The sequence below is a fragment of the Comamonas endophytica genome (assembly GCF_023634805.2).
Classification (GTDB): domain Bacteria; phylum Pseudomonadota; class Gammaproteobacteria; order Burkholderiales; family Burkholderiaceae_C; genus Comamonas; species Comamonas endophytica.
Genome location: NZ_CP106881.1, coordinates 2200862 through 2224583, shown reverse-complemented (window position 1 = coordinate 2224583; position 23722 = coordinate 2200862). Strand labels below are relative to the sequence as shown.

Genomic DNA, 23722 nt, shown 5'->3' with positions numbered 1-23722 from the left:
TCAAGGCACCTTGCGCTGGGCCGCGGGCGGCAGGTACTCCGCGGTGTAGACCTGCGCGGCCTGCGGCGCGGGAATGCCGAAGGCCAGCGCCACTTCCTTGAGCGATTTCTCCAGGCGCACGGGATCGATCTGCCCGAAGCCATGCTCGCGCACCCAGGGTGTCACGATGGACCAGTCGAGCGACAGCTGCAGCCGCTGCTGCTCGACCTGGCGGTTGATCAGCGGATCGCGCTGGTGCAGCAGGGCAATGGCGCCGGCCGGGTCCTTGATGCTGCTCTGCAGGCCTTCGATCACGCAGCGGGTCACGGCCTTGAGCGCGGCGCCGTTCTTCTGCGCGAAGCTGCGCTTGGCGACCAGCGCGCTGCCGTACAGCGAGGAGCCATGCTGCGGGTAGTGCATGACGACGATCTCGCCGGCGGGAATGCCCACCGCCTGCGCGCCCATGTAGCCGGTGAAGGAGGCGCCGCTGATGGCATCGGCGGTCTTGCGCGCGAGCATGGTCTCGCGCATCTCGGGCGCCACGTTGAGCCACTTCACCGCGTTCGGATCGATGCCGTTGGCCTGGGCCAGCGCCGGGAACAGACGGCGCGAGGCATCGCCCGGGGGCGCGGCAATGGTCTTGCCCACCAGGTCGGCGGGCTTGCGGATGCCGGTGTCCTTGCGCGTGATGATCGACAGCGCGGCCGCGTCGTAGATCATCAGGAAGGAGATCAGCTGGTCCTCGGCGTTCTTCTGTTTGGCGTTGTATTCGATCATCGCGTTGATGTCGGCGAAGCCCACCTCGTAGTTGCCATTGCCGACCTTGATGACCGTATCGCCCGAGCCGAAGCCGCGGTCCGTGGTGACGTTCAGCCCGGCCTTCTGGTAGCAGCCGCTGGCATGCGGCACGAGGAACGGCGCCTGCGGGCCCTGCAGCACCCAGTCCAGCGCAAAGCGGATCTTTGTCGGCTCCTGCGCGTGGGCGCTGCCGATCAGGCAGGCCGCGGCCAGCAGCGCGGTCTTGGTCGAACGAAGGGAATGCATCGAGGTCATGGAAAACTTCCGTTGGAGAAATGGGGAGCGGAAATCACTGTCCGCCGCCTGCGGCGGGGGCTTCGAACAGCGCGGAGTCGGGCGCGTACCAGCCGCGGCCCATGAGCTGCGCCGTGCCATCGGCGCCGAGGATGGCGAGGTTGACCAGCGGCGGCAGGCCGCTGCGGCGCACGCACGCGGGATCGACCAGGCCGGTGGCCGGATCGCACACCTGCGCGCGGCGCGCGGCCACGTCGCGCGGCAGCGTCGAGCGCCATTCCTCGCACAGCGCCGGCGCCGCCGCCAGCGACTGGCCACCCAGCCCGCAGAAATCCAGCACCGCGCTGTCGCCGATGGCGCCCAGCGCCGGCGTCTGTTCATGGCCGGCAAAGCGCGTGCCCTGCGGCGGCCGCGCGGCAACGGCCTGCCAGCCGCGCGCGCCGCGCAGCCGCAGGCCAAAGGCCTGGCCGTTGCCGCCCGCTGCCGCAATGGGCGCGTCTTCGGCACGCATGCGCCAGGCGGCAGCGGCCATCAGGATAGTGAGCACAAAGCCCGGGCTCGCGGCCAGCGCCTCGCGGTCTTGCGCGCAAATTCCAGGCAGGCGCGCCAGCAGCGCCGCGTTGGCCGCGCCGGTGCGTGCATGGCATTCGTCGCCTTCCTTCAGTGCCTGCTCCACCACGGGACGCAGCGGCACCGGGGCATCGCGCAGCAACGGCGCCAGGCGCTGCCCCAGCGCGGCAATGGCGCGCAGCCGCTGCAACGCGCCGGCATCGGTGGTGCCAAAGCGCAGCGCCGGTGCGGGCCCTTCGATCAGCGGCGCCCAGGCGCAGCGCTTGCCGTCGCCGACGACCGCCAGCGGCATCGAGGCGGACACCACCTGCGCCAGCGGCGTGGCCACGCCATGGTCCTGGGCCGGCGCCAGTTGCACGGCGCCCGTGTCGAGCAGGTTCAGGGCCGCGGCCTCGTCAAGCGCCAGGCCTTCGAACAACAGCGCCTGAACGGCCGCCTGGCGCACCGGGGCCGGCGCCGGGCCCTCCAATGGCGGGCCGGCGTGCAGCAGCACATGGGGTGCGAGTTCCGGCAATGCCTGGGCGCGGGTGACGACATCGCGCCAGCAGGCGCGCGCAAAGGGATTGGCCCAGCGGGCCAGTTCGGCGGAATCGGGGGTGGTCATGGGCAAAGCTCCTAGAACGCGGCCACGCTGCCATCCGAGCGCGGGTCGAAGCCGCCGCAAAGGCTGCCCGAGGGTTCGCGCACGATGCAGCCGGCATGGCCGAAGGTCTCGTCGAAATCCGCCAGCACTTCGACCGGATGGCCGCGCTCTTTCAAGGCGCGCACGGTTTCCGCGGGAAAGCGCCCCTCGAGTTTGAGCGTGTCGCTGCTCTGGCCCCAGGTGCGGCCGAGCAGCCAGCGCGGCGCCTCGATCGCGGCCTGCGGATCGAGGCCGTGCACGACGCTGCGGGTGAACACCGCCGACTGGGTCTGCGGCTGGCCGTCGCCGCCCATGTTTCCGTAGACCATGCTGCGCCCGTCGTTCAGCAGCGCCAGCGCCGGGTTCAGCGTGTGGAACGGTTTCTTGCCCGGCGCCAGCGCGTTGATGTGCGCCGGGTCGAGCGAGAAGGAGGCGCCGCGGTTCTGCCAGTTCACGCCGCTCTCCGCCAGCACGACGCCCGAGCCGAATTCGTGGTAGATGCTCTGGATCATCGACACCGCACGGCCCTGGCCGTCGATCACCCCCATCCAGATGGTGTCCGCCGGCCCTTTCCCCTGCCCCCAGGCCGCGGCCCGGCCCATGTCGATGCGCGCGGCCATGCCGTCGAGCGCTTCGGGAGTGAGGAAGCTGGCGGGGTCCACCGTCATGCAGGCCGGGTCGGTGATGCAGCGGTCGCGCACGGCAAAGGCCTGCTTCACGCATTCCGCCGCCGCATGCACATAGTCCGCGCCGAGGTGATCGAAGCGCTCCACGCCCAGCCGGTCCATCAGGCCGAGGATGATCAACGACACCAGGCCCTGCGTCGGCGGCGGCATGTTGTAGAGCGTGCCGGCGCTGTGCGCCAGCTGCAGCGGCGTGCGCAGCAGCGCCTGGTGGCGCTGCAGATCCGCCAGCGTCAGCGCGCTGCCCACCTGCGCCAGATCGCGCGCCAGGCTGCGCGCCAGGTCGCCGCGGTAGAAGTCGTCCAGCCCGGCGCGCGCCAGCTGCTCGAAGGTGGCGGCCAGGCGCGGCTGTCTGAACAGGGAGCCCACGCCAGGCACTACGCCCTCGGGCATGAAGGCCTCGGCAAAGCCGCTCACGCCCGCCAGTTCGGCCTGCCTGGCCTCGGTGTTGCGCTGCTGGCTGCGGGTCACGGGCACGCCCCGGGCCGCGCCATCGATGGCATCGGCCAGCAGGCGCTCCAAAGGCATGCGCCCGCCCAGGCGCGTGCGGCTGATCTCCAGCGCCTTGGCCCATCCCGAGAGCGTGCCCGCCATGGTGAGCGCCGCGCCGGGACCGCGAAAGGGAATGGCACCCTGGCCCGCGTATTGGGCGATATCGGCGCCCAGCGCGCTGGCGCCGCAGGCATCGATGCCGATGACTTCGGTACTGCCGCCATCGGGCAGGCCGACGAGCCAGAAGCTGTCGCCGCCGATGCCGTTCATATGCGGGTAGGCGACGGCAATGGTGGCGGCAGCCGCGACCATCGCTTCAATGGCATTGCCGCCCTCGCGCAGGACGGCCAGCGCCGATTGCGACGCCAGGGCATGCGGCGCCACGGCCATGCCGCGGCGCCCTCTCACGGGTTGGGTCATGGCTTCGCCTCCGGTGTCAGCGCGGCGCGGGCTTCAGGCATGGACGGCACTGGCGGCCTCCTGCGGCTGCGGAAGGATGGCGGCGGTGGCGTCGAAACGCTCGCCGGCGCGCAGGCAGAACGCCGGGGTCAGCATCTGCCGGGTGACCACCTCCGTGCCCTCGTTGTCGCGCAGCACCCAGCGGCCGCGCGCATCGTCGAGCACGCTGATGTCGGCCACGCCGCCCACCTTGAGCGTGCCCAGCTCGCCTTCCATGCCGACCATGCGCGCCGCGTTGCGCGTCACCATCGCCACGACATGCGCCAGCGGCAGGCCCAGCGCCAGCATGCTGGTCATGGCGGACACCAGGCTGAAGCGCGTCTTGCCCTTGAAGATATGGTCCTCTTCATCAGGGTGGCTGTCGGGCGTGCCCGCGGGCGCCGCGACCTGGGTGTTGTAGCCATGCATGTCGGCGCCCAGCGTGTCGGGGATGACGCCGGCATCGAGCACGATGCGCGCCGTCTGGTAGCTGAAGTGCGAGCCATGGCCGACATCGATCTTCAGGCCGCGCCGGATGGCTTCGTGCACCAGTGGATGCAGCTTGCCGTCGAGCTCGACGAAGCCGCCCGGATGGCGGCTGAACGGGTGGGCCAGGATGTCGCCCGGCTTGAGCATCTCCACCACCTGGTTGAAGATCGAGTCGGGATTCACGGCCAGCCCGCCCTCCTCGGGCCTGGGCCAGAGCTGGCCGAAGTGGATATACACCGGCAGATCCGCCTCGCGCCCGATGCGCGTGGCGATGCGCATCACATCGACGCCCCAGCGCGCGAAGCCGCCGATCTCGGCATGCGCCTTCAGGCCGCGCACCAGGTCGCGGTTCTCGCGCGCCGAGCGCACCGTGGCCTCGACGTCCAGGCATTCGGGCCGGTAGAGTTCGGGGTAGTAGTGCCCTTCCAGCCCGCCGACCAGATAGGCCGAGAGATAGGCCAGCACCCGGGTCTTGGAGGGCTCGGCCACATACTGGCGAAAGCCCGGCAGGGTGATGCAGCTGGGCCCGCCCTGGTCCACCAGTGTGGTCACGCCCGAGTGCACGCCGCACATATCGGGATTGAGGCCGAAGCGCCCCGTCACGCCCTGGTAGACATGGGCATGGGTGTCGATCAGGCCCGGCAGCACCAGCTTGCCGCGGCAATCGATGCGCTGCGTGTCCGCGGACACTCCGCTTCCCATGTCCTGCCCGATGGCGGCAATGCGGCCCTCGGCCACCAGCACATCGAAAACGCCGTCCCGGCCCACCGTGGGGTCGATCACGCGTCCCCCTGTCAATAGCATGCTGCGCATAGAAATAGCCGGCGCCAGGGCCGCTGCAGTTGAAGATGCGTGGTGTACCGCATAAATTGTGCCAGCGCGATTTCGCCGATTTGGTGCGGCCTTGGGGATAGACTCGGCACATGAAGACCGAAGCCTCCCAGGCGTCCCTGCGCGCCCAGCTCGACGAGTACTACCAGCGCTCCGCGCTCTTTTCGCGGCCGGGATTCCTGCTGCGCCGGCTGCACCAGATCCATACCGGGCTGTTCGCCCAGGAGACCGGCGAGCATGGCGTGACGCCGGTGCAGTACAGCGTCCTCACCATCCTGGTGGCGCTCGGGGAAATGGACCAGAACACGCTGGCGCTGGAGATCGGCCTGGAGCGCTCGAGCGTGGCGGAAGTGCTGCCGCGCCTGGAAGCGCGCGAGGTCGTCGAGCGGCGCCAGTCCACGCGCGACCGTCGGGTCAAGCTGGTGCGCATCACGCGCAAGGGCCGCGCGCTGGTCAAGCGCATGGAGCAGGCCGCGCAGCGCGCGCACGACCGCACCATTGCCCCGATCCCCCCCGAGGAACGCGAGCTCTTCCTGCTGCAGCTCAGCCGCCTGGTCGAGGCGCACAACGACACCAGCGTGGTGCCGCTGCGCATCCGCTGAAACCGCGCCCAGGAAATTAGGTGGTACACCCCGTTTTGGGGAATGCCCCGGAATGGGTGCGCCACAACTGTGCGGCAGGGGCCGCATGCGGGGGCCGGAACGCCTGCGCCGCGCACCTCATATGTGGCACACCACATTCTTTTTCAGGCGCTTGCCCTGCGCGCGGCAGTGCCATCCACCAGCGAATCGCCGATGTGGCACGACTGTTGCTGTGAACGCTGCAGCAGCCGGCAAGAAGGCTGCAAAAGCGAGGGAATGCAACCCATGCAGCCCGGGAGCGCCGCCCATGCCGTCATGACGACGGATCCACCGGCCGGTCCTTGGCGATATATGTGGTGTACCCCTTATTTGGGAGGAAATGCTGCGCCGCGGGCGGCCGGCAGTTCTTTCGTCAAGCACTGCTACCCAAGGAACCGTCGATGATGATTACGCACAACTTGCGCACCCTGCTGGCCACCGCGGCCCTGGCGGCGCTGGCCTCCCAGGCTTCGGCGCAGGACACCATCAAGATCGGTGTCACCATGCCGCTGACCGGATCGGTCGCCGCTTCCGGCAACTACGTCACCAACGGCGCGCGCATTGCCGCCGATGTCATCAACCGCAAGGGCGGCGTGCTGGGCAGGAAGCTGGAGCTGGTCATCGAGGACAACAAGTCCAACCCGCGCGAGGCCGTGAACTCGGCGGAAAAGCTCATTCTCAAGGACAAGGTGCCGGTGATGATGGGCGCCTGGAGCTCCACCTTCACGCTGGCGGTGATGCCCAAGCTGGTCGAGTACGGCGTGCCGATGGTGGTCGAGACCGCCTCGTCGGGCAAGATCACGACCGCGGGCAACCCCTGGATCTTCCGCATCAGCCCCACCTCCTCGATGGAAGCCGTGGCCTTCGGCAAGCAGCTCGACGGCATGTCGCCGGCGATCAGGAAGGTCGACTTCCTCTCGGTCAACAACGACTGGGGCCTGGGCGCGACGGCCGCCTTCAAGAAGATGCTCGAGGACAAGGGCGTCACGGTAGGCCGCGCCGAAACCATGGCGCCCGACGCCACCGACCTGTCGGCGCAGCTCGCGGCGCTGAAGAACACCGGCGCCGACACGCTGATCGTGACCTCGGGCATCGAGCAGCTGACGCTGGCCATCCGCCAGGCCGGCGAGCAACGCCTGCCGCAGCGCATCCTCACCACCGGCGGCTCCTTCCCCGAGCCGCTGCTGAAGGCTTCCGGCCCCAAGGGCTACGCCAGCCAGCACCTGCTGTTCTTCGCGCCCTGGGACATCACGCGCGCCAAGTACCCCGAAGTCGCCAAGGAGTTCGCGGATGCATGGACCGAGCGCAAGTGGGAACTGCCGGGCCAGTCCGAGGGTTTCCGCGGCTATGACGCGATCCTGACCATTGCCGAGGCCATCCGCATTGCCGGCAAGGCCGAGCCGGCGGCCATCCGCGACGCGCTGTGGAAGGTGAAGATCAAGGGCGTCAACGGCGACATCGCCTTTGCCAAGGAAGGCCCGGCCGGCAAGGAAAGCGGCCAGAACGAGGCCGCCGTCTACGTCGTCGAGCTCAAGGACGGCAAGGTCCAGGTCAAGTAATTGCAGGGCCGCGGCAGCCGCGGCCGGCGGAGCACATCTTGGATCAATTCCTCCAACATCTCTTGAACGGCCTCGTGCAGGGGTCCACCTATGCGCTGCTGGGGATCGGCCTGACGCTGATCTTCGGCATCATGAAGGTGGTCAACATGGCGCACGGCGAGCTCTATACCCTGGGCGCGTATGTCGCTTACGGCTTCGTCGCCGTGCTCGGGCTGAACTACTTCGGCTCGGTGCTCGTGGCCGCGGTGGCCGGCCTGGCGATCGGCGCATTGATCGAATGGATGCTGCTGCGCCGGCGCAACCTCGCGGCCATGGACGAGGTCATGCTGATCATGATCGGCGTGATGATCGTGCTGCAGAACGCCGAGCTGCTGCTGTGGGGCGGCGTGGCCAAGGCCGTGCCTTCGCCCTTCACGCAGGAGCCCGTGGTCTTCGGCGCGGTGTCGGTGTCGCCGATACGGCTGTTCGTGCTGGGCACGGCGCTGGTGCTGCTGGTGGCCTTCTACCTGCTGATCGAGCGCTCGCGCCTCGGGCTGGCGATGCGCGCCACCTTCCAGGACAAGGACGCGGCCAAGATCGTCGGCGTCAATGTCTCGCGCATCTACACGCTGACCTTCGCGCTCGGCTCCTGCCTGGCGGCCGTGGCCGGGGCGCTGCTGGCGCCGGTGTTCGTGGTCAACCCGACCATGGGCGACCTGGCCAGCCTCAAGGCCTTCGCCATCGTGATCCTGGGCGGGCTGGGCAACCTGCTGGGCGCGACGCTCGGCGGCTTCGCGCTGGCGCTGATCGAGGAGTTCGGCGCCGGCTACATCTCCACGGCCTACCGCGACGCCATCGGCTTCCTGGTGATCCTGATCGTCATGATCGTGCGTCCGCAGGGCTTGTTCACTTCCAAGGAACGGGTGGGCTGACAGATGAATGCTTCACGCAATTCCACCTTGATTTTCGCCGTGGCGGCCCTGGTGCTGGCGGCGCTGCCGCTGTGGTGGCCGGACCCCTATGTGCTGTCGGTCGTGGCCTCGGCCGGCATCTTCATCATTGCCGCCATCAGCCTGAACCTGCTGCTGGGTTATACCGGCCAGCTGAGCCTGGGTCATGTCGCCTTCTTCGGCGTCGGCGCCTATACGACGGCCCTGCTGTCGCTGGGCTTCGACGTCGCCCTGCCCGGCCTCGACGAACCCTGGGTGGTCGCGCCGCAGCCGGTGTGGCTGGCCTTTGCCAGCGCCATTGCCGTGGCCGGGCTGTTCGGCTGGATGATCGGGCAGCTCGCCTTTCGCGTGCGCGGCGCCTACTTCGTGATCGTGACCATCAGCTTCGCGCAGGTCATGCGCATGGTGGCCATCAACTGGGTCGATCTGACCGAGGGCCCGATGGCGCTCAACAACATTCCCCCGCTCACCTTCTGGCTGCCGGGCGCGGGCGTGGTCGAGCTGGTGAGCAAGGCCAGCACCTACTGGCTGGTGCTGGCGGTGGCGCTGCTGTCGTACCTGCTGGTCGCGGCGCTGGTGCACAGCCGCGTCGGGCGCGCCATGATCGCGCTGCGCGAGAACGAGACGCTGGCGCGCTCCATGGGCATTCCGGTCACGCACTATCTGCGCATCGCGGCGGTGGGCGCGGCGGCGATCGCGGGCGCTGCGGGCGGGCTGTATGCCCACACCGTGCGCATCATCGACCCCGATGTCTTCATGTTCATGTTCACCATCACCATGGTCATCATGGTGATCGTCGGCGGCAAGGGCACGCTGTCGGGCCCGGTCATCGGCGGGCTGCTGTTCGGGCTGCTGCCGGAACTGCTGCGCGGCTGGCTGGCGCCCGAGGTGCAGTGGATGCTGTACGGCACGCTGATGGTCGTGATCCTGGTCTTCATGCCGCGCGGCATCGTGCCGGCACTGGTGCGCCGGCGTACCCGTCCGGCGCGCCCCGTCCAATCATCCACGCCGGCCGTGGCCAAGGAGGTCGCATGAATACTGGCGCCCATACCGCGTCCGCGCCCGAGGAGGTGCTGCGCCTCGAGGACGTGACCATGCGGATCTCCGGCCTCACGGCCGTGGACCATCTGGGCTTTGGCGTCACCGCCGGGCAGATCGTCAGCCTCATCGGCCCCAACGGCGCCGGCAAGACCACGACCTTCAACGTGATCTCGGGCTACATGCGCGCCACCACCGGCCGCGTGCGGCTGTTCGGCGAGGACGTGACGGGCCTGTCGCCCGAGCGCATCGCGCAGCGCGGGCTGGTGCGCAGCTTCCAGCGCACCAGCGTGTTCGCCGGCTGCACGGTCTACGACAACATCCTCACCGGCCTGCACCTGCGCGGGCGCGGCGGCGTGCTGCAGGCGCTTCTGCGCGGCACGGCCTTCCGCCAGGAGGAGCAGCGCCTGCGCGCCGAGGCCGACGAGATCCTTGGCTTCATCGGGCTGCGCGCGCGTGCCGGGGAGCTTGCCAACGGCCTGTCCTATGGCGAGCAGCGCCTGCTGGGCGTCGGCCTGGCGCTGGCGGCGCAGCCGCGCGTGCTGCTGCTCGACGAGCCGGCCGCGGGCCTGAACCCGTCGGAGACCGAGGCCTTCAAGCACATGGTGCGCCGCATCCGCGACCGCGGGGTGACCATCCTGCTGGTCGAGCACGACATGCACATGGTGATGTCGATCTCCGACCACATCGTCGTGCTGAACCACGGCAAGCTGATCGCCACGGGCGCGCCACAGGCGATCCAGCAGAACCCCGAAGTCATTCGCGCCTACCTTGGAACGGGGATCGAACATGCTCAAGCTTGACGACATCAGCGTGCGCTACGGCGCCACCCTCGGCGTGGACCGCATCTCCATCGAGGTGCGCGAGGGCGAGCTCGTCACCCTGATCGGCGCCAACGGGGCCGGCAAGTCGACCACCCTGCGCGCGATCAGCGGGCTCGAGCCGCTGTCCACCGGCAGCATCCGCTTCGACGGCCATGACATCGGCGGCGCGATGCCGGCCCAGATCATCGAGCGCGGCATTGCCCACTGCCCCGAAGGCCGGCGCGTGTTCCCGCAGCTGAGCGTGCGCGAGAACCTGGAGATGGGCGCCTACCGCCGCATCGACCGCCAGCGCGTGCGCAGCGACATGGAACGCATGTTCGACCGCTTCCCGCGCCTGCGCGAGCGCAGCGGCCAGGCGGCCGGCACCCTGTCCGGCGGCGAGCAGCAGATGCTGGCCATCGCGCGCGCGCTGATGGCGCGCCCGCGCCTGGCGATGTTCGACGAGCCCTCGCTGGGCCTGGCGCCGAACATCGTGCAGATGATCTTCGAGCTGATCCTCGAAGTGCGGCGCGAGGGCACCACGGTGCTGCTGGTCGAGCAGAACGCCTATGCCGCGCTCGGCATGTGCGACCGCGCCTATCTGCTGGAAAACGGCCGCATCGTCACCAGCGGCAGCGCCGCCGACATGCTGGCCAACGAAACCATCCGCAAGTCCTATCTCGGCGGATGAGCCCTTCTTCCCACCCCCACGAGCCCACGACACAAGGAAGCACCATGAACTGTCCCGCCCGATCCGGCATCCTCGACGAACCCACCATCGAGCCCGCACTGCTCAACGACTGGCATGTCGTGGGCACCTCCGAAGAATTCGCGCCGGGCAAGCTGGTGCCGATCACGCTGCTCGAGCGCGACCTGGTCGGCTGGCGCGACGACGAGGGCGTGGCCCATGTCTGGGAGGACCTGTGCATCCACCGCGGCGCGCGCCTGTCCAAGGGCTTCATCCAGAACAACCGCGTGGTCTGCCCCTACCACGGCTGGAACTACGACGCCACGGCCCAGTGCGTGCTGATGCCCGCCGCGCCCACCGAGAAGCCCATGGCCAAGGCCCGGGCGCTGCGGCACCACACCAGGGAGGCCTACGGCCTGGTCTGGGCCTGCCTGGGCGAGCCGGCGCACGACATTCCCGCCTTTCCCGAGTGGGACGATCCGAGCTACAAGAAGGTGGTCTGCGGCCCCTACCACTTCCGCTCGGGCTACCGCGCGCTGGAAAACTTCATCGACCCTACGCATTTCCCCTTCGTGCATGCCGGGGTCAACGGCATCATGGACCTGCCCGACCCGATTCCCCCCTACCAGGTCAAGCTCGAGGACGGCATCCTCAGCACCTCGGAAATCAAGGTCACGCAGCCCTATGGCGATCCGCGCAACATCCCCGTGGTGGCCTACTACGCCTACAAGTGCCTGCGCCCGCTGGTCGCCTACTTCAAGAAGCGGGTGGTGATCTCCGACCCGCAGCACGCGCACCTGGGCAGCGAAGACGACCGCTTCTGCACCTTCTTCACCGCGCAGCAGGTGGATGCCACGCACAGCATCGTCCGCATCACCTGCGCGATGAACTTCGACCCGCAGCCTACAGACGCCGAGGTGCGCCGGCGCCAGGACCTGGTTTATGCGCAGGACAGCGCCATCGTCGACACCCAGCGCCCGGAACGCATTCCCGTGGACCTGCGCAAGGAGCTGCACCACCGCACCGACCTGCTGGGCCAGAAATACCGCAAGTGGCTGCATGACATGGGCGTGATGTATGGCACTGTCTGAAACCGGGGGCCGGCTGCGCGCCCGGCTGCAGGCCATCGAACATGGCTGCGAGGGCATCTGCCAGTACCGGCTGGTGCCGCTGGACGCGCAGGAATTCCCGCCCGTGGAAGCCGGCGCGCATGTGGACCTGCATCTGCCCAATGGCCTGGTGCGGCAGTATTCGCTGCTGCCCTCTTCCGGGCCCGGGGGCTATCTGATTGCCGTGAAGCGCGACGCGGCCGGCCGCGGCGGCTCGCAATGGCTGCACGAGGCCGCGCGCGTCGGCATGGCGCTGGAGATCTCGGCGCCGCGCAACCATTTCGCGCTGCGCGAGGACAACGGCGCGCAGGCCCCGGTGCTGCTGCTGGCTGGCGGCATCGGCATCACGCCGGTGTATGCGATGCTGCACGCGCTCGAAGCCCAGGGGCGGACCTTCGAGCTGCATTACTGGGGCCGGTCGCTGGAGCAGATGCTGTTTGCTGGGCAGCTGGGCGCGGATTCGCGCGTGCAGCTGCATGTGGCGGCGCAGGGCAAGGCACCGCGCGCCGCCGAAGTGGTGGCGGCCGCGCATGCCGATGCCGACGTCTATGCCTGCGGCCCGCAATCCATGCTGGACGAGCTGGCGGCGCTGGATGCCAGCCGGCGCAGCGGCCGCATCTACATGGAGCGCTTTGCGGCGCCGGTGCCCGTTGATGCGAGCGCCGCAGCAGGCTTCGAAGTGGTGCTGGCGCGCTCGGGGCTGCGCGTGCCCGTCGGGCCGGAGCAAAGCATCCTGGAAGTGCTCAAGGAGCGCGGCATGGATGTCATGTATTCCTGCGAACAGGGCGTCTGCGGCGCCTGCGAAGTAACCTGCCTGGAAGGCGAGCCGCTGCACCTCGACAGCGTGCGCACGCCGCAGGAACATGCGCAGGAAAAGACCATCATGATCTGCTGCTCGCGCAGCCTGGGCGAGCGGCTGGTGCTGGATCTCTGAGCGTTCAGTGCAGGCTGCAGCCGCCGTAGACCTGGCAGTCGGGCACCGCCCTGCCCTGGCTGTCCTGCCATTCCTGCACGCCGCCCGGTGCGGGAACGGATTCGGGCACGGGCGCCGCGGGCGGGCGCGCATTCGGGTCATGCAGCACCGTGGAGCGGCCCACGCCCACGCCCACCGAAGCCGGCCCCACGGGCGCGGCGACGCCCACTCCGGCATGGCCCAGCACCCGGCCGCCGGAGCCCACGCCCACACCCACGCCGACCGGCCCCACGCCCGTGCCCACGCCCACGCTGGGGCCGCCGCTGCCCATGCCCACGCCGACCGAGAACGGGCCTACGGGAATGCCGACGCCCACGCCTACGGAGCTGCAGCCGGCGAGGGCGAGCAGCAGGGTGGCGGTGGCGAGGCGGAGGGTTTGTTTTCGCATGGGGAGATTTTGCAGCAGGTGGGGATGTTGGGCGGTAGTCCTTGGCCGACGCCCTGCTGCCACTTGAGATGGGGCCCCAGAAACAAAAAATCCCCCGACCCAAAGAGACGGGGGATTCCGGAGCTTAGAGCCGGAAGTCAGACGAGAAGCGCATTCACCCGCTTCACATAAGCCGCCGGATCCTCCGGCAGCCCGCCTTCCGCCAGCAGCGCCTGATCGAACAGGATATGCGCCAGGTCATGGAAATGCACCGAGCCGTCGAGCTTCTTCACCAGCGGATGCTCGGCATTGACCTCCAGCACCGGCTTGACCTCGGGCGCGGCCTGGCCGGCCTGCTTGAGCAGGCGCGCCAGCTGGTTGCTCATCGCGTCGTCCTTGACCACCAGGCAGGCCGGGGAGTCGACCAGGCGCGTGGTCACGCGCACGTCGTCGGCCTTGTCCTTGAGTGCTTCCTTGAGCTTGGCCAGCAGCGGCTTGAAGGCTTCGGCGGCTTCCTCCGCGGCCTTCTTCTCGTCCTCGTCCTGGAGCTTGCCCAGATCGACCGCGCCCTTGGCCACGGACTGCAGCGGGGTACCGTCGAACTCGGTCAGGTAGTTCAGCGCCCACTCGTCGACGCGGTCCGTCATCAGCAGGACCTCGATGCCCTTCTTCTTGAAGACCTCCAGCTGCGGGCTGTTCTTGGCAGCCGCCAGCGTGTCGGCGGTGATGTAGTAGATCGCTTCCTGGCCCGGCTTCATGCGCGCCTTGTAGTCGGCGAAGGACACGCTCACGGAATCGCTGGTCGTCGAGGCGAAGCGCAGCAGCTTGGCCAGGCGCTCGCGGTTGGCGAAGTCCTCGCCCAGGCCTTCCTTGAGCACGGCGCCGAATTCGGCGTAGAAGGCGCTGTACTTGCCTTCCTTGGCCTTGTCTTCTTCGCTGACCACATCGGTGACGCTGTCGGCATTGGCCGATTCGCCATCGGCCGCAGCCGCTTCATGCCGGTCGTGCTTGGCCAGGTCTTCGAGCATCGACAGCACGCGCTTGGTCGAGCCTTCGCGGATCAGCTTCACGTCGCGGCTTTCCTGCAGCAGCTCGCGGCTGACGTTGAGCGGCAGGTCGGCCGAATCGATCACGCCCTTGACGAAGCGCAGGTAGCTCGGCAGCAGCGCCTCGGCGTCATCCATGATGAACACGCGCTTGACGTAGAGCTTCACGCCCGCCTTCTTGTCGCGGTTCCACAGGTCGAACGGGGCCTTGGCGGGAATGAACAGCAGCTGCGTGTACTCGGCATTGCCCTCGACGCGGTTGTGCGCCCAGGTCAGCGGGTTCTCGGAATCATGGCTGATCGCGCGGTAGAACTCCTGGTACTGCTCCTCGGTCACGTCCTTCTTGGGGCGGGTCCACAGCGCGCTGGCCTGGTTGACGGTTTCCCATTCGCCGGTCTTGACCATGCCGCCGGGCTGGCGGCCGCCGTTCTCGTCGCCGGGCACCAGCAGCTCGCCGTCCTTCCACTCTTCCTTCTCCATCAGGATCGGCAGGCTGATGTGGTCGGAATACTTGCCGATGATCTGCTTGAGCTTCCAGGCGTTGAGGTATTCGTCGGCGTCCTCGCGCAGGTGCAGCGTGACGGCCGTGCCGCGCTGCGCGCGCGTGATCTGCTCGACCTCGAAGTCGCCCGTGCCGGCGCTGGCCCAGCGCACGCCCTCTTCGGCCGGCAGGCCCGCGCGGCGCGATTCCACGGTGATGCGATCGGCAACGATATAGCCCGAGTAGAAGCCCACGCCGAACTGGCCGATCAGCTGCGCATCGGACTTCTGGTCGCCCGAGAGCTTGCGCATGAAGTCCTTGGTGCCGCTCTTGGCAATCGTGCCCAGGTGCTCGATGGCTTCCTGCTGGCTCATGCCGATGCCGTTGTCGGCAATGGTCAGCGTGCGCGCTTCCTTGTCGAAGGACACGCGCACTTCCAGCTGCGGCTGGTCCTCATACAGCGCGGTGTTGTTCAGCGCCTCGAAGCGCAGCTTGTCGCAGGCGTCGGAGGCGTTCGAGACCAGCTCGCGCAAGAAGATTTCCTTGTTGGAGTACAGCGCATGCGTCACGAGGTGCAACAGCTGCGCGACTTCGGCCTGGAAGGAATGGGTTTGCTTGCTCATAGGATGAAATATTTCTGCGGGTTGCAACAACTGCCAGCATGTAATGCCAGGGCCGCCATTATCAAGGGTGGCAATCCCGCAGGCTGGCGCAGGCGCCCTGCGCCAGCCGGGCGCTCACTGGCAGCGGTAGCTGCTGGCGGCGTTGGTGTCGCCAGCCCCCGAATACACCGCCTGCTTTGGATAGGAGCACAGGGGCCGGGTGCGCTCGACGGCATTGCGGGTCACCCGCGCTGCCACCAGATCGTCCGGCGCCTGGCCCTGCTCCACCCAGCGGTCGAGTGCGCCGAGCAGGTCGCGCGAGGGATCGTTGGGGATCAGCGTGCCATCGGCGCGCAGCGTGGTCGCGCCCGGCCCGCCCGAGCAATGGCCCATTCCGGGCACCAGCATCAGGCGGTAGAACTCGTCGGTCGCAGCCTGGGAGCCCTGGCGCGCGCGCACCTGTTCGTAGTAGTTGATGCTGTCGTAGGCGCTGACCACGGGATCGTTCCAGCCGTGATAGACCAGCAGCTTGCCGCCGGACGCCTTGAAGCGCGACAGGTCCGGATTGGTCTGGTCCACCAGGGGCGCGATCTTCGCGTTGGCGTAGCTCACATCGCGGTCGAAGTCAAAGCTCCACCAGTTCCACTTCGGATCGTCGAAGGTCCAGTAGCGCCAGAAGTCGGCGCGCGTCGGCTCGGTGCCGCCCATGTAGCTGCCCCAGCCCGACTCCCCGCCCACGGGCCAGCCGGGATAGAGCTGAGCGCCGGTGCGCGGATTGCGCGGTCCCTGGTAGATCTTCTTCGCGGCGTTCAGCTGCTCGGCGGTCAGGCAGCTGGAAGTCTCGGCGCCGGTGCACAGCAGCGCGTCGGGGTTGAACCTGGCCGTCGTGCACTGGCGCGGATCGTCGATCACCCCATCCATCACGCCATCGAGCCCATCGCAGGCCGCCACCGCCCGGCTGGTGAGGAACTGCAGCTTGGCATTGCTGAGATAGCTCACGTTGTTGACGTTGTCGGGCCGGTTCGCGCGGAAACGCCACATGAACTCGATGTTCAGCGCGGTGCGGTTGTTGCCCGGCGCGCCGGCGATGATGCCGTCGAAATCCTCGGGATAGCGCTGGGCTTCGGCAAAGCCCTGCTGGCCTCCGGTGGAGCAACCGAGATAGTAGGAGCGCTTTGCCGGCTCGGCACGCAGTTCGCTGAGGTACTGCTTGCCGGCCACGGTGATGCTGTTGATGGAGCGCGTGCCCCAGTCGATGATCTTTTCCTGGTTGTTGACGCCCCAGAGCATGTCCTCGGTCTGGTGGCCGGTGTCGCCGCCGAGCACGGCATAGCCCTGGCGCATCGCGTAGGCCATGTCGCCGTAGCTCAGCGCCGGGCTGTAGCCGCCATTGCCGGTGGCGACGAGCTTGCCGTTCCACGCATCGCCCTCGGGCACCCAGAGCTCGAAGTTGATGTCCGACTGGCTCGTGGGCTGGGCCTTGGCGGTGATCAGGCAGAAGGCCGGAAGGTCGGCCTGTCCGCGGTGCGTGCCTGCCGGCACCGAGGCCGCGGTCTGCAGCACGGCGCCCGGAATCCGCACGTCGGCAAAGGCTTCGGGCGTGCAGGCGCGGGCCTGCGGATGCGGCTCGGGCTGCGGCTGTGGCGTGGGGGCCGGGGCGGGGGCATCCTGCGCGCCGCCGCCGCCACAGGCCGACAGCAGGCCGGCCAGGCCCAGCGCGGCCACCGTGGGCCAGCGGGAAAATCTGCGCTTTGTCATCTTGTCTCCTCGTTGTGGAACACGGCGAAGGCGCGCGCTCGTCCGGCGCTCCACCGCCACGGCCACTCTAAGGGCGCCGTCTTTGGATGGGAATTCCATATTCCGGATGAAGCGATCCAAAGCGCAGATGAATCCAGCGGGTGCCCGTGCCGGCACGGCAAGCGAAAAAAAGGGAGCGCCAGGCGCTCCCTTCTTCAGTCCGGCAACGCAGCCTCAGAAGCTCTCGTCCGCGCCCAGATAGCGCCACTGGCCCGCGGGCAGGTTGCCCAGCACCACTTTGCCGATGCGGATGCGCTTGAGGCCCACGACCTTCAGGCCGACGAGCTCGCACATGCGGCGGATCTGGCGCTTCTTGCCCTCCGTGAGCACGAAGCGCAGTTGCTCGGGGTTCTGCCACTCGACCTTGGCCGGCTTGAGCGGCTGGTCGTCGAGCGACAGGCCGTGGCACAGGCGCGCGAGCTGCTCGGCGGGGAAGCGCTCCTGGACGTTGACCTGTACATCGCCATAGGTCACGCGCACCAGGTACTCCTTTTCCATCTCCGAGTCCTCGCCGATCAGCTGGCGCGCGACGCGGCCGTCCTGCGTCAGCACCAGCAGGCCCACGGAGTCGATGTCCAGGCGGCCGCAGGGCGCCAGGCCCTTGAGCTGCGAGAAGTTGAAGCGCGTCGCGCTGTGGTCCTGGTTCCAGCGGCTTTGGGCATTGAGCAGCGCCACGGCGGGCGTGTGGCCGTCCTCGGCCTGGCCGCTGACATAGCCCATGGGCTTGTGCAGCAGGATCGTGACCTGCTGGTCCTGCACGCCCTTGGCGGCTTCATCCACGGTGATGCGGTCGCTTGGCAGGACCATGACGCCCATCTCCGCGACCTCGCCGTTCACGCGCACCCAGCCCTTTTCCACCCAGTCGTCGGCCTCGCGGCGCGAGCACAGGCCCATGTCGGCCATGCGCTTGTTGATCCGCACCGAACCGGGCGCGGATTCCTGCACTGCGGCAGCCTGGGGCGGGCGCTTGACGGGGATCTTGCGCGCGTCTTCGCCGGCGGGCACCTGGTAGGTGCGGATGCCGGTGAACGGGCGGCGCGGCGCTTCGTCGCTGCGCTCGTCGCGGCCGCCGCGGCCAGCGCCCGGGCCCTCGAAACGGCCGGCGGGACGTGCGCGCTCGCCGCCGCCCGAACGGCGGTCGTCGACACGCTGTGCGGGACGGCGCTCGCCACCGCGGTCGTCACGCCGGGCGCCATCCGCATGGCCGAAGCTGCCTTCACGGCCACCGCCCTCACGCGGGCCGCCCTGACGCGGGCCGCCACGGAAGTCATCGCGGTCACGGCGCGGGTCGGCACGCCCCTCGAAACGGGGTGCGTCATCGGGGCGCCCAAAGCCGCCTCCCTCGCGGCCGCCACCTTCGCGAGGACCGCCCTGGCGCGGGCCGCCACGGAAGTCATCCCGGCGCGGGCCGGCCCGCCCCTCGAAGCGCGGTGCGCCATCCGAACGGCCAAAGCCGCCGCCCTCGCGCGGCCCCTGGCGTGGACCCTCCTGGCGTGGACCGCCTTGGCGCGGTCCGCCCCGGGGATCATCGCGGCCAGGGCCGCCCCGGTTCTCGGAGCGCACTGCGCCCGAGGGCCCGCGCTGGCGGTCGCCATAGGGAGCGGAAGAACGGGCGGCGCCATCGCGGCTGCCACCGGGTTTGCCCGCGCGTCCGCCTGCCGCGCCGCCCGGGGACCGGGAAGCGGGTGCCGGCGCGGCCGGCTTGGGAGAAATGCGCAGGGTGGCACGCGGGCCGGAGCCAGGCGTGCGGGGGGAAGATGGAGAGGAAGACATTTGCCGCTATTGTCGCCGTCCTGCCTCGAAACTGCTTGCTACCAGTTGTTATGCCATGGCGCTGCCCGGCCATAGCGGCGCCTCTTCCCCTGCAGCGCCGCAGACATTGGCCCTTGCGAAAAGCGGCATGCAGCCGGGCGTCAGCCGCTGGCCACCAGGCTCCCGGCAGGGGCCGCAGCCCGGAACTGCGCATTGCGCAGCGCCGCGAGATCGAGCACGCGCAGGCCGCCATACTCGATGCGTATCGCGCCCTGCTCCTGCAGGTTGGCCAGCGCCTCGTTCACGCGCTGGCGCGACAGGCCGACCAGATAGGCCAGCTCCTGCTGCGTGATGCGCAGCACCTGCGCCATGCCGGGATAGAGCACCGGGTTGAAGAAGGCCGCCAGGCTGCGCGCCACGCGCACCTCGGGGCTGCCCATGCGGTCGTTCTCGCGCGCCGCGATGAACTGGCCCAGCCGTTCGTTGAGCTGGTCGAGCACGAAGCGGTTGAAGGTCAGCGAGTGGTCGAGCAGCCAGTGGAAGGTGTCGCTCGGCAGCCCTGCGACCACGCTCTTGCGCAGCGCCTGCATGTTGTAGCGGTAGGGCTCGCGCTTGACCACCGTGCCCTCGCCGACCCAGCCGCCGGGCGGCACGCCGGTGAAGGTGACGGTCTGGCCCTGGGCGTTGTCGGCATGGATCTTGAGCAGGCCCTCGACCAGGCCGAACCAGTAGGTCACGGGCCGGCCGACGCGGCAGACGTAGTCGCCCGGCAACGCATCGCCCACCAGCAGCGCCGCCTCGGCGCGTGCGCGCTCGTGCGGCTGGAGCACGTTCAGCCAGGGAATATTGCGCATCTCCTCGGGCGTGGGTTCTCTGCGGCGCTGGTGCAAGGACAGGTCTTGGCTCATGGGCATGAGCATGGCGCGCGAATGCCCGGTTGCCGATCGGGGATTTCCCACAGTGGCCACCGCCGCAACAGCGGACGCCGGGCGCGTTTTCCCGCACAGGACTTTCCCCTGGAATGTCGCCGCCAGGACAAAAGGACGTCAAACCGCTTCCTAACATTGTCCTCAACCCCCGCAATATCTGGCCCGGGCCCGTCCACTTTCCGAGGAAACGCAATGACCACCACGTTCCCGCACCTGCTGCAAAAGCATGCCGCCGAACGCCCGGACGCGCCCGCCCTGCGCGAGAAGGAATACGGCATCTGGCAGACCTGGAACTGGCGGCAGGTGGCGCGGGAAGTGCGCCACCTCGCCTGCGGCCTGGCAGCGCTGGGCTTCGCGCGCGGCCAGAACCTGGCGCTCATCAGCGACAACCGTCCGCATGTCTACATGGGCTTCGTCGCGGTGCAGAGCCTGGGCGGCGTGCCGATCCCGCTCTACCAGGATGCGGTGGCCGCGGAAATGGTGTTCGTGCTGCAGGACGCCGACATCGAATATGCCTTTGCCGAGAACCAGGAGCAGGTCGACAAGCTGCTCGAGATACGCGAGCAGGTGCCCGGCATCCGCCACATCATCTATGACGATCCGCGCGGCCTGCGCCACTACGACCAGCCAGGGCTGGTCAGCACCGCCGAGCTGATGGAGCGCGGCGCCAAGTGGGATGCAGAGCACCCCGGCGCCTGGGAGGCGGGACTGGCGCAGCTGCGGCCCGAGGACATCTCGGTCATCCTCTACACCTCGGGCACGACCGGCAAGCCCAAGGGCGTGTGCCAGACCCATGCCAGCTTCGTGCAGGCGGCCATGGGCGGCGTGCAGGTCGACGGGCTGAACGCCAGCGACAACGTGATCTGCTATCTGCCGCCGGCCTGGTGCGGCGACCATCTGTTCTCGCTGGCGCAGTGGTTGGTCGCGGGCTTCACCATCAACTGTCCCGAGTCCGCGTCCACGGTGTCCATCGACCTGCGCGAGATCGGCCCGACCTATTACTTCGCGCCGCCGCGCATCTTCGAGGGCATGCTGACCTCGGTGTCGATACGCATGGAGGACGCGGCGGCACCGAAGCGCTGGCTGTTCGAGCGCTGCATGCGGCTGGCGCAGCGCGTCGGCTCGGACATCCTCGACGGCAAGCCCGTCAGCTTTCTGGACCGCATGCGCTACCGGCTGGGCGACCTCGCGATCTACGGGCCGCTGCGCAACGTGATGGGGCTGTCGCACATCCGCGTGGCCTATACGGCGGGCGCGGCCATCGGGCCCGACCTGTTCCGCTTCTTCCGCTCCATCGGCATCAATCTCAAGCAGCTCTACGGCCAGACCGAGACCTGCGCCTATGTCTGCATCCAGCACAACGGCCAGGTCAAGCTGCACACCGTGGGCCCGGCCGCGCCGGGCATCGAGCTCAAGCTCGCCGACAACGGCGAGGTGCTGGTGCGGGGCGTGTCGGTGCTCAAGGAGTACTACAAGCGCCCCGACGCGACGGCCGAGGCCATCGACGAACACGGCTACTTCCACACCGGCGACGCGGGCGTGATCGACGCGGACGGCCATCTGCGCATCATCGACCGCGCCAAGGACGTGGGCAAGACCAACGCCGGCGCGATGTTCGCGCCCAACTACATCGAGAACAAGCTCAAGTTCTTCCCGCACATCAAGGAGGCGGTGTGCTTCGGCCACCAGCGCGACCAGGTCTGCGCCTTCATCAACATCGACTTCGAGGCCGTGGGCAACTGGGCCGAGCGCCAGGGCCTGCCCTATGGCGGCTATGTCGATCTGACCTCCAAGCCGCAGGTGCAGGCGCTGGTCGCCGAGTGCATCGCCAAGGTCAACGCCGACCTGGCCAGCGAGGACGGCATGGCCGGCACGCAGATCGCGCGCTTCCTGGTGCTGCACAAGGAGCTCGACCCCGACGACGACGAGCTCACGCGCACGCGCAAGGTGCGGCGCAACTTCATTGCGGACAAATACGGCGTGCTGGTCGACGCGCTCTATGCGGGCCGCAGCGAGCAGTTCATCACCACCCAGGTCAAGTTCGAGGACGGCCGCACCGGCAGCCTGAGCGCCACGCTCAAGCTGCTGGACGCCAAGACCTTCCCTCCCGCCAAGGCCGCCGCCTGACATCGCCCGAAGGAAACGCATGCGCACCCAACCCATTGGCGATGTCGTCCTCGACATCCAGAACCTCAGCCTGCGCTTCGGCGGCGTCAAGGCCCTGACCGATATCTCGTTCGATGTGCGCGAGCACGAGATCCGCGCCATCATCGGCCCGAACGGCGCGGGCAAGAGCTCGATGCTCAACTGCATCAACGGCGTCTACACCCCGTCGGAAGGCAGCATCACCTTCCGCGGCAAGACCTTCTCGCACATGAACAGCCGCCAGGTCGCCGAGATGGGCGTGGCGCGCACCTTCCAGAACCTGGCGCTGTTCAAGGGCATGAGCGTCATCGACAACATCATGACCGGGCGCAACCTGAAGATCAGAAGCAACCTGCTGATGCAGGCGCTGCACCTCGGCCCGGCGGCGCGCGAGGAGGCGCGCCACCGCGAGTTCGTCGAGCACATCATCGATTTCCTGGAAATCCAGGCCTGGCGCAAGACGCCCGTGGGCCAGCTGCCCTACGGCCTGCAAAAGCGCGTCGACCTGGGCCGCGCGCTGGCGATGGAGCCGCAGGTGCTGCTGCTCGACGAACCGATGGCCGGCATGAACGTCGAGGAAAAGCAGGACATGTGCCGCTTCATCCTCGATGTCAACGACGAGTTCGGCGCGACCATCGTGCTGATCGAGCACGACATGGGCGTGGTGATGGACATCTCCGACCGCGTCGTGGTGCTCGACTACGGCAAGAAGATCGGCGACGGCGCGCCGCAGGAAGTGCGCTCCAACCCCGACGTCATCCGCGCCTATCTGGGCAACGCGCACTGAGCACAGGAGCAGTCCCATGGCATTCTTCCTCGAAACCCTCTTTGGCGGCCTGATGGTCGGCATGCTCTACGCGCTGGTCGCGCTGGGCTTCGTGCTGATCTTCAAGGCCTCGGGCGTGTTCAACTTCGCGCAGGGCGCGATGGTGCTGTTCTCGGCCCTGGCGATGGCACGCTTTTCCGAGTGGATCCCGCAGTGGCTGGGCATCGCGCCGGGCCTGCTGGGCAATCTGCTGGCGATCGTCGTGGCGCTGGCGCTGATGGTCGCGGTGGCCTGGCTGATCGAGCGGCTGGCGCTGCGCCACCTGGTCAACCAGGAGCCGATCACGCTGCTGATGGCGACGCTGGGCATCGCCTACCTGCTCGACGGCCTGGGCCCGCTGGTCTTCGGCAGCGCGGTCTACAGCATCGACGTCGGCATGCCCAAGGACCCGATCTTCATCCTGGGCGGCCTGTTCGAGGGCGGCCTGCTGATCAGCCAGGAGGATCTGTACGCCGCCGGCATCGCCACGCTGCTGGTGATCGGCCTGGCGCTGTTCTTCCAGAAGACCAAGACCGGCCGCGCGCTGCGCGCCGTCGCCGACGACCACCAGGCGGCGCAGTCCATCGGCATCCCGCTGTCGCGCATCTGGGTCATCGTCTGGTCGGTGGCCGGCGGCGTGGCGCTGGTGGTGGGCATCATCTGGGGCTCGAAGCTGGGCGTGCAGTTCTCGCTGTCGCTGGTGGCGCTCAAAGCCCTGCCGGTGGTGATCCTGGGCGGTCTGACCTCTATTCCCGGCGCCATCGTCGGCGGGCTGATCATCGGCGTGGGCGAGAAGCTCTCCGAGGTCTACATCGGCCCGATGGTCGGCGGCGGCATCGAGACCTGGTTTGCCTACGGCCTGGCGCTGGCCTTCCTGCTGGTGCGCCCGCAGGGGCTGTTCGGCGACAAGATCATCGACCGCGTCTGACCGTTCCAGGAGATA

General features: G+C 68.5%; 20 protein-coding genes. 11 read left to right on the top strand and 9 right to left on the bottom strand.

Annotated elements, in window-relative coordinates:
• From M9799_RS09995 to M9799_RS09980, 4 genes are read right to left on the bottom strand one after another with little or no spacing between them, the layout of a single operon-like run.
• Positions 1 to 1032 (bottom strand): ABC transporter substrate-binding protein, encoded by a 1032-nt coding sequence (locus M9799_RS09995; RefSeq protein WP_231041532.1) that lies wholly within the window; start codon positions 1030 to 1032, stop codon positions 1 to 3.
• Positions 1033 to 1066: 34 nt separating this feature from the next.
• Entirely contained in the window at positions 1067 to 2185 is a 1119-nt protein-coding gene (locus M9799_RS09990) for an oxamate carbamoyltransferase subunit AllG family protein (protein WP_231041531.1), read from the bottom strand.
• Between the two features lie 11 nt (positions 2186 to 2196).
• Entirely contained in the window at positions 2197 to 3798 is a 1602-nt protein-coding gene (locus M9799_RS09985) for a gamma-glutamyltransferase family protein (RefSeq protein WP_231041530.1), read from the bottom strand.
• A gap of 33 nt (positions 3799 to 3831) precedes the next feature.
• A complete protein-coding gene (locus M9799_RS09980; RefSeq protein WP_318530278.1) occupies positions 3832 to 5118 on the bottom strand; it encodes an amidohydrolase/deacetylase family metallohydrolase in 1287 nt (428 codons plus the stop codon).
• Positions 5119 to 5228: 110 nt separating this feature from the next.
• On the opposite strand from M9799_RS09980, the gene M9799_RS09975 reads away from it, so the two are divergent.
• The 8 genes from M9799_RS09975 (at position 5229) to M9799_RS09940 (ending at position 12816) form a co-directional block, all read left to right on the top strand.
• Positions 5229 to 5738 (top strand): MarR family winged helix-turn-helix transcriptional regulator, encoded by a 510-nt coding sequence (locus M9799_RS09975; RefSeq protein WP_231041528.1) that lies wholly within the window; start codon positions 5229 to 5231, stop codon positions 5736 to 5738.
• A 422-nt stretch (positions 5739 to 6160) separates the two neighbouring features.
• Positions 6161 to 7315, top strand: a complete 1155-nt coding sequence (locus M9799_RS09970; protein ID WP_231041527.1) for an ABC transporter substrate-binding protein — start codon at positions 6161 to 6163, stop codon at positions 7313 to 7315.
• A 62-nt stretch (positions 7316 to 7377) separates the two neighbouring features.
• The gene (locus M9799_RS09965) at positions 7378 to 8226 is read left to right on the top strand and encodes a branched-chain amino acid ABC transporter permease (protein WP_231041526.1); all 849 of its coding nucleotides are present in this window, start codon (positions 7378 to 7380) and stop codon (positions 8224 to 8226) included.
• A 27-nt stretch (positions 8227 to 8253) separates the two neighbouring features.
• Entirely contained in the window at positions 8254 to 9279 is a 1026-nt protein-coding gene (locus tag M9799_RS09960) for a branched-chain amino acid ABC transporter permease (protein WP_231041525.1), read from the top strand.
• Entirely contained in the window at positions 9276 to 10085 is an 810-nt protein-coding gene (locus M9799_RS09955; RefSeq protein ID WP_231041524.1) for an ABC transporter ATP-binding protein, read from the top strand. Before M9799_RS09960 ends, M9799_RS09955 begins: the two co-directional genes overlap by 4 nt.
• Positions 10072 to 10776 (top strand): ABC transporter ATP-binding protein, encoded by a 705-nt coding sequence (locus M9799_RS09950; RefSeq protein WP_231041523.1) that lies wholly within the window; start codon positions 10072 to 10074, stop codon positions 10774 to 10776. The genes M9799_RS09955 and M9799_RS09950 overlap by 14 nt, the downstream gene beginning before the upstream one ends.
• Before the next feature lie 44 nt (positions 10777 to 10820).
• A complete protein-coding gene (locus M9799_RS09945) occupies positions 10821 to 11864 on the top strand; it encodes an aromatic ring-hydroxylating oxygenase subunit alpha (RefSeq protein WP_231041522.1) in 1044 nt (347 codons plus the stop codon).
• A complete protein-coding gene (locus M9799_RS09940) occupies positions 11851 to 12816 on the top strand; it encodes a PDR/VanB family oxidoreductase (RefSeq protein WP_231041521.1) in 966 nt (321 codons plus the stop codon). Before M9799_RS09945 ends, M9799_RS09940 begins: the two co-directional genes overlap by 14 nt.
• Positions 12817 to 12820: 4 nt before the next feature.
• On the opposite strand, the gene M9799_RS09935 is transcribed toward M9799_RS09940, so the two are convergent.
• The 5 genes from M9799_RS09935 to M9799_RS09915 all read right to left on the bottom strand — a co-directional run bounded on the left by M9799_RS09935 (position 12821) and on the right by M9799_RS09915 (position 19808).
• On the bottom strand, positions 12821 to 13243 hold the full coding sequence (locus M9799_RS09935; RefSeq protein ID WP_231041520.1) for a hypothetical protein: 423 nt from the start codon (positions 13241 to 13243) through the stop codon (positions 12821 to 12823).
• Between the two features lie 137 nt (positions 13244 to 13380).
• The gene (gene htpG / locus M9799_RS09930) at positions 13381 to 15372 is read right to left on the bottom strand and encodes a molecular chaperone HtpG (protein WP_231041519.1); all 1992 of its coding nucleotides are present in this window, start codon (positions 15370 to 15372) and stop codon (positions 13381 to 13383) included.
• Between the two features lie 114 nt (positions 15373 to 15486).
• Positions 15487 to 17109: a tannase/feruloyl esterase family alpha/beta hydrolase gene (locus M9799_RS09925; protein ID WP_231041518.1), complete on the bottom strand. Its 1623-nt coding sequence runs from the start codon at positions 17107 to 17109 to the stop codon at positions 15487 to 15489.
• 213 nt (positions 17110 to 17322) lie between these two features.
• Positions 17323 to 18921, bottom strand: coding sequence for a pseudouridine synthase (locus M9799_RS09920; RefSeq protein ID WP_231041517.1), 1599 nt, complete (start codon positions 18919 to 18921; stop codon positions 17323 to 17325).
• 140 nt (positions 18922 to 19061) lie between these two features.
• On the bottom strand, positions 19062 to 19808 hold the full coding sequence (locus M9799_RS09915; RefSeq protein WP_231041516.1) for a Crp/Fnr family transcriptional regulator: 747 nt from the start codon (positions 19806 to 19808) through the stop codon (positions 19062 to 19064).
• Positions 19809 to 20021: 213 nt separating this feature from the next.
• Here M9799_RS09915 and M9799_RS09910 point away from each other — a divergent pair, with 213 nt between their 5' ends.
• The 3 genes from M9799_RS09910 to M9799_RS09900 are packed head-to-tail and all read left to right on the top strand — an operon-like array spanning position 20022 to position 23707.
• Positions 20022 to 21956, top strand: a complete 1935-nt coding sequence (locus tag M9799_RS09910; protein WP_231041515.1) for an AMP-dependent synthetase/ligase — start codon at positions 20022 to 20024, stop codon at positions 21954 to 21956.
• 19 nt (positions 21957 to 21975) lie between these two features.
• A complete protein-coding gene (locus M9799_RS09905) occupies positions 21976 to 22761 on the top strand; it encodes an ABC transporter ATP-binding protein (protein ID WP_231041514.1) in 786 nt (261 codons plus the stop codon).
• Positions 22762 to 22777: 16 nt separating this feature from the next.
• Complete coding sequence (locus M9799_RS09900) at positions 22778 to 23707, top strand: branched-chain amino acid ABC transporter permease (protein WP_231041513.1); 930 nt, start codon at positions 22778 to 22780, stop codon at positions 23705 to 23707.
• Positions 23708 to 23722: the final 15 nt, after the last annotated feature.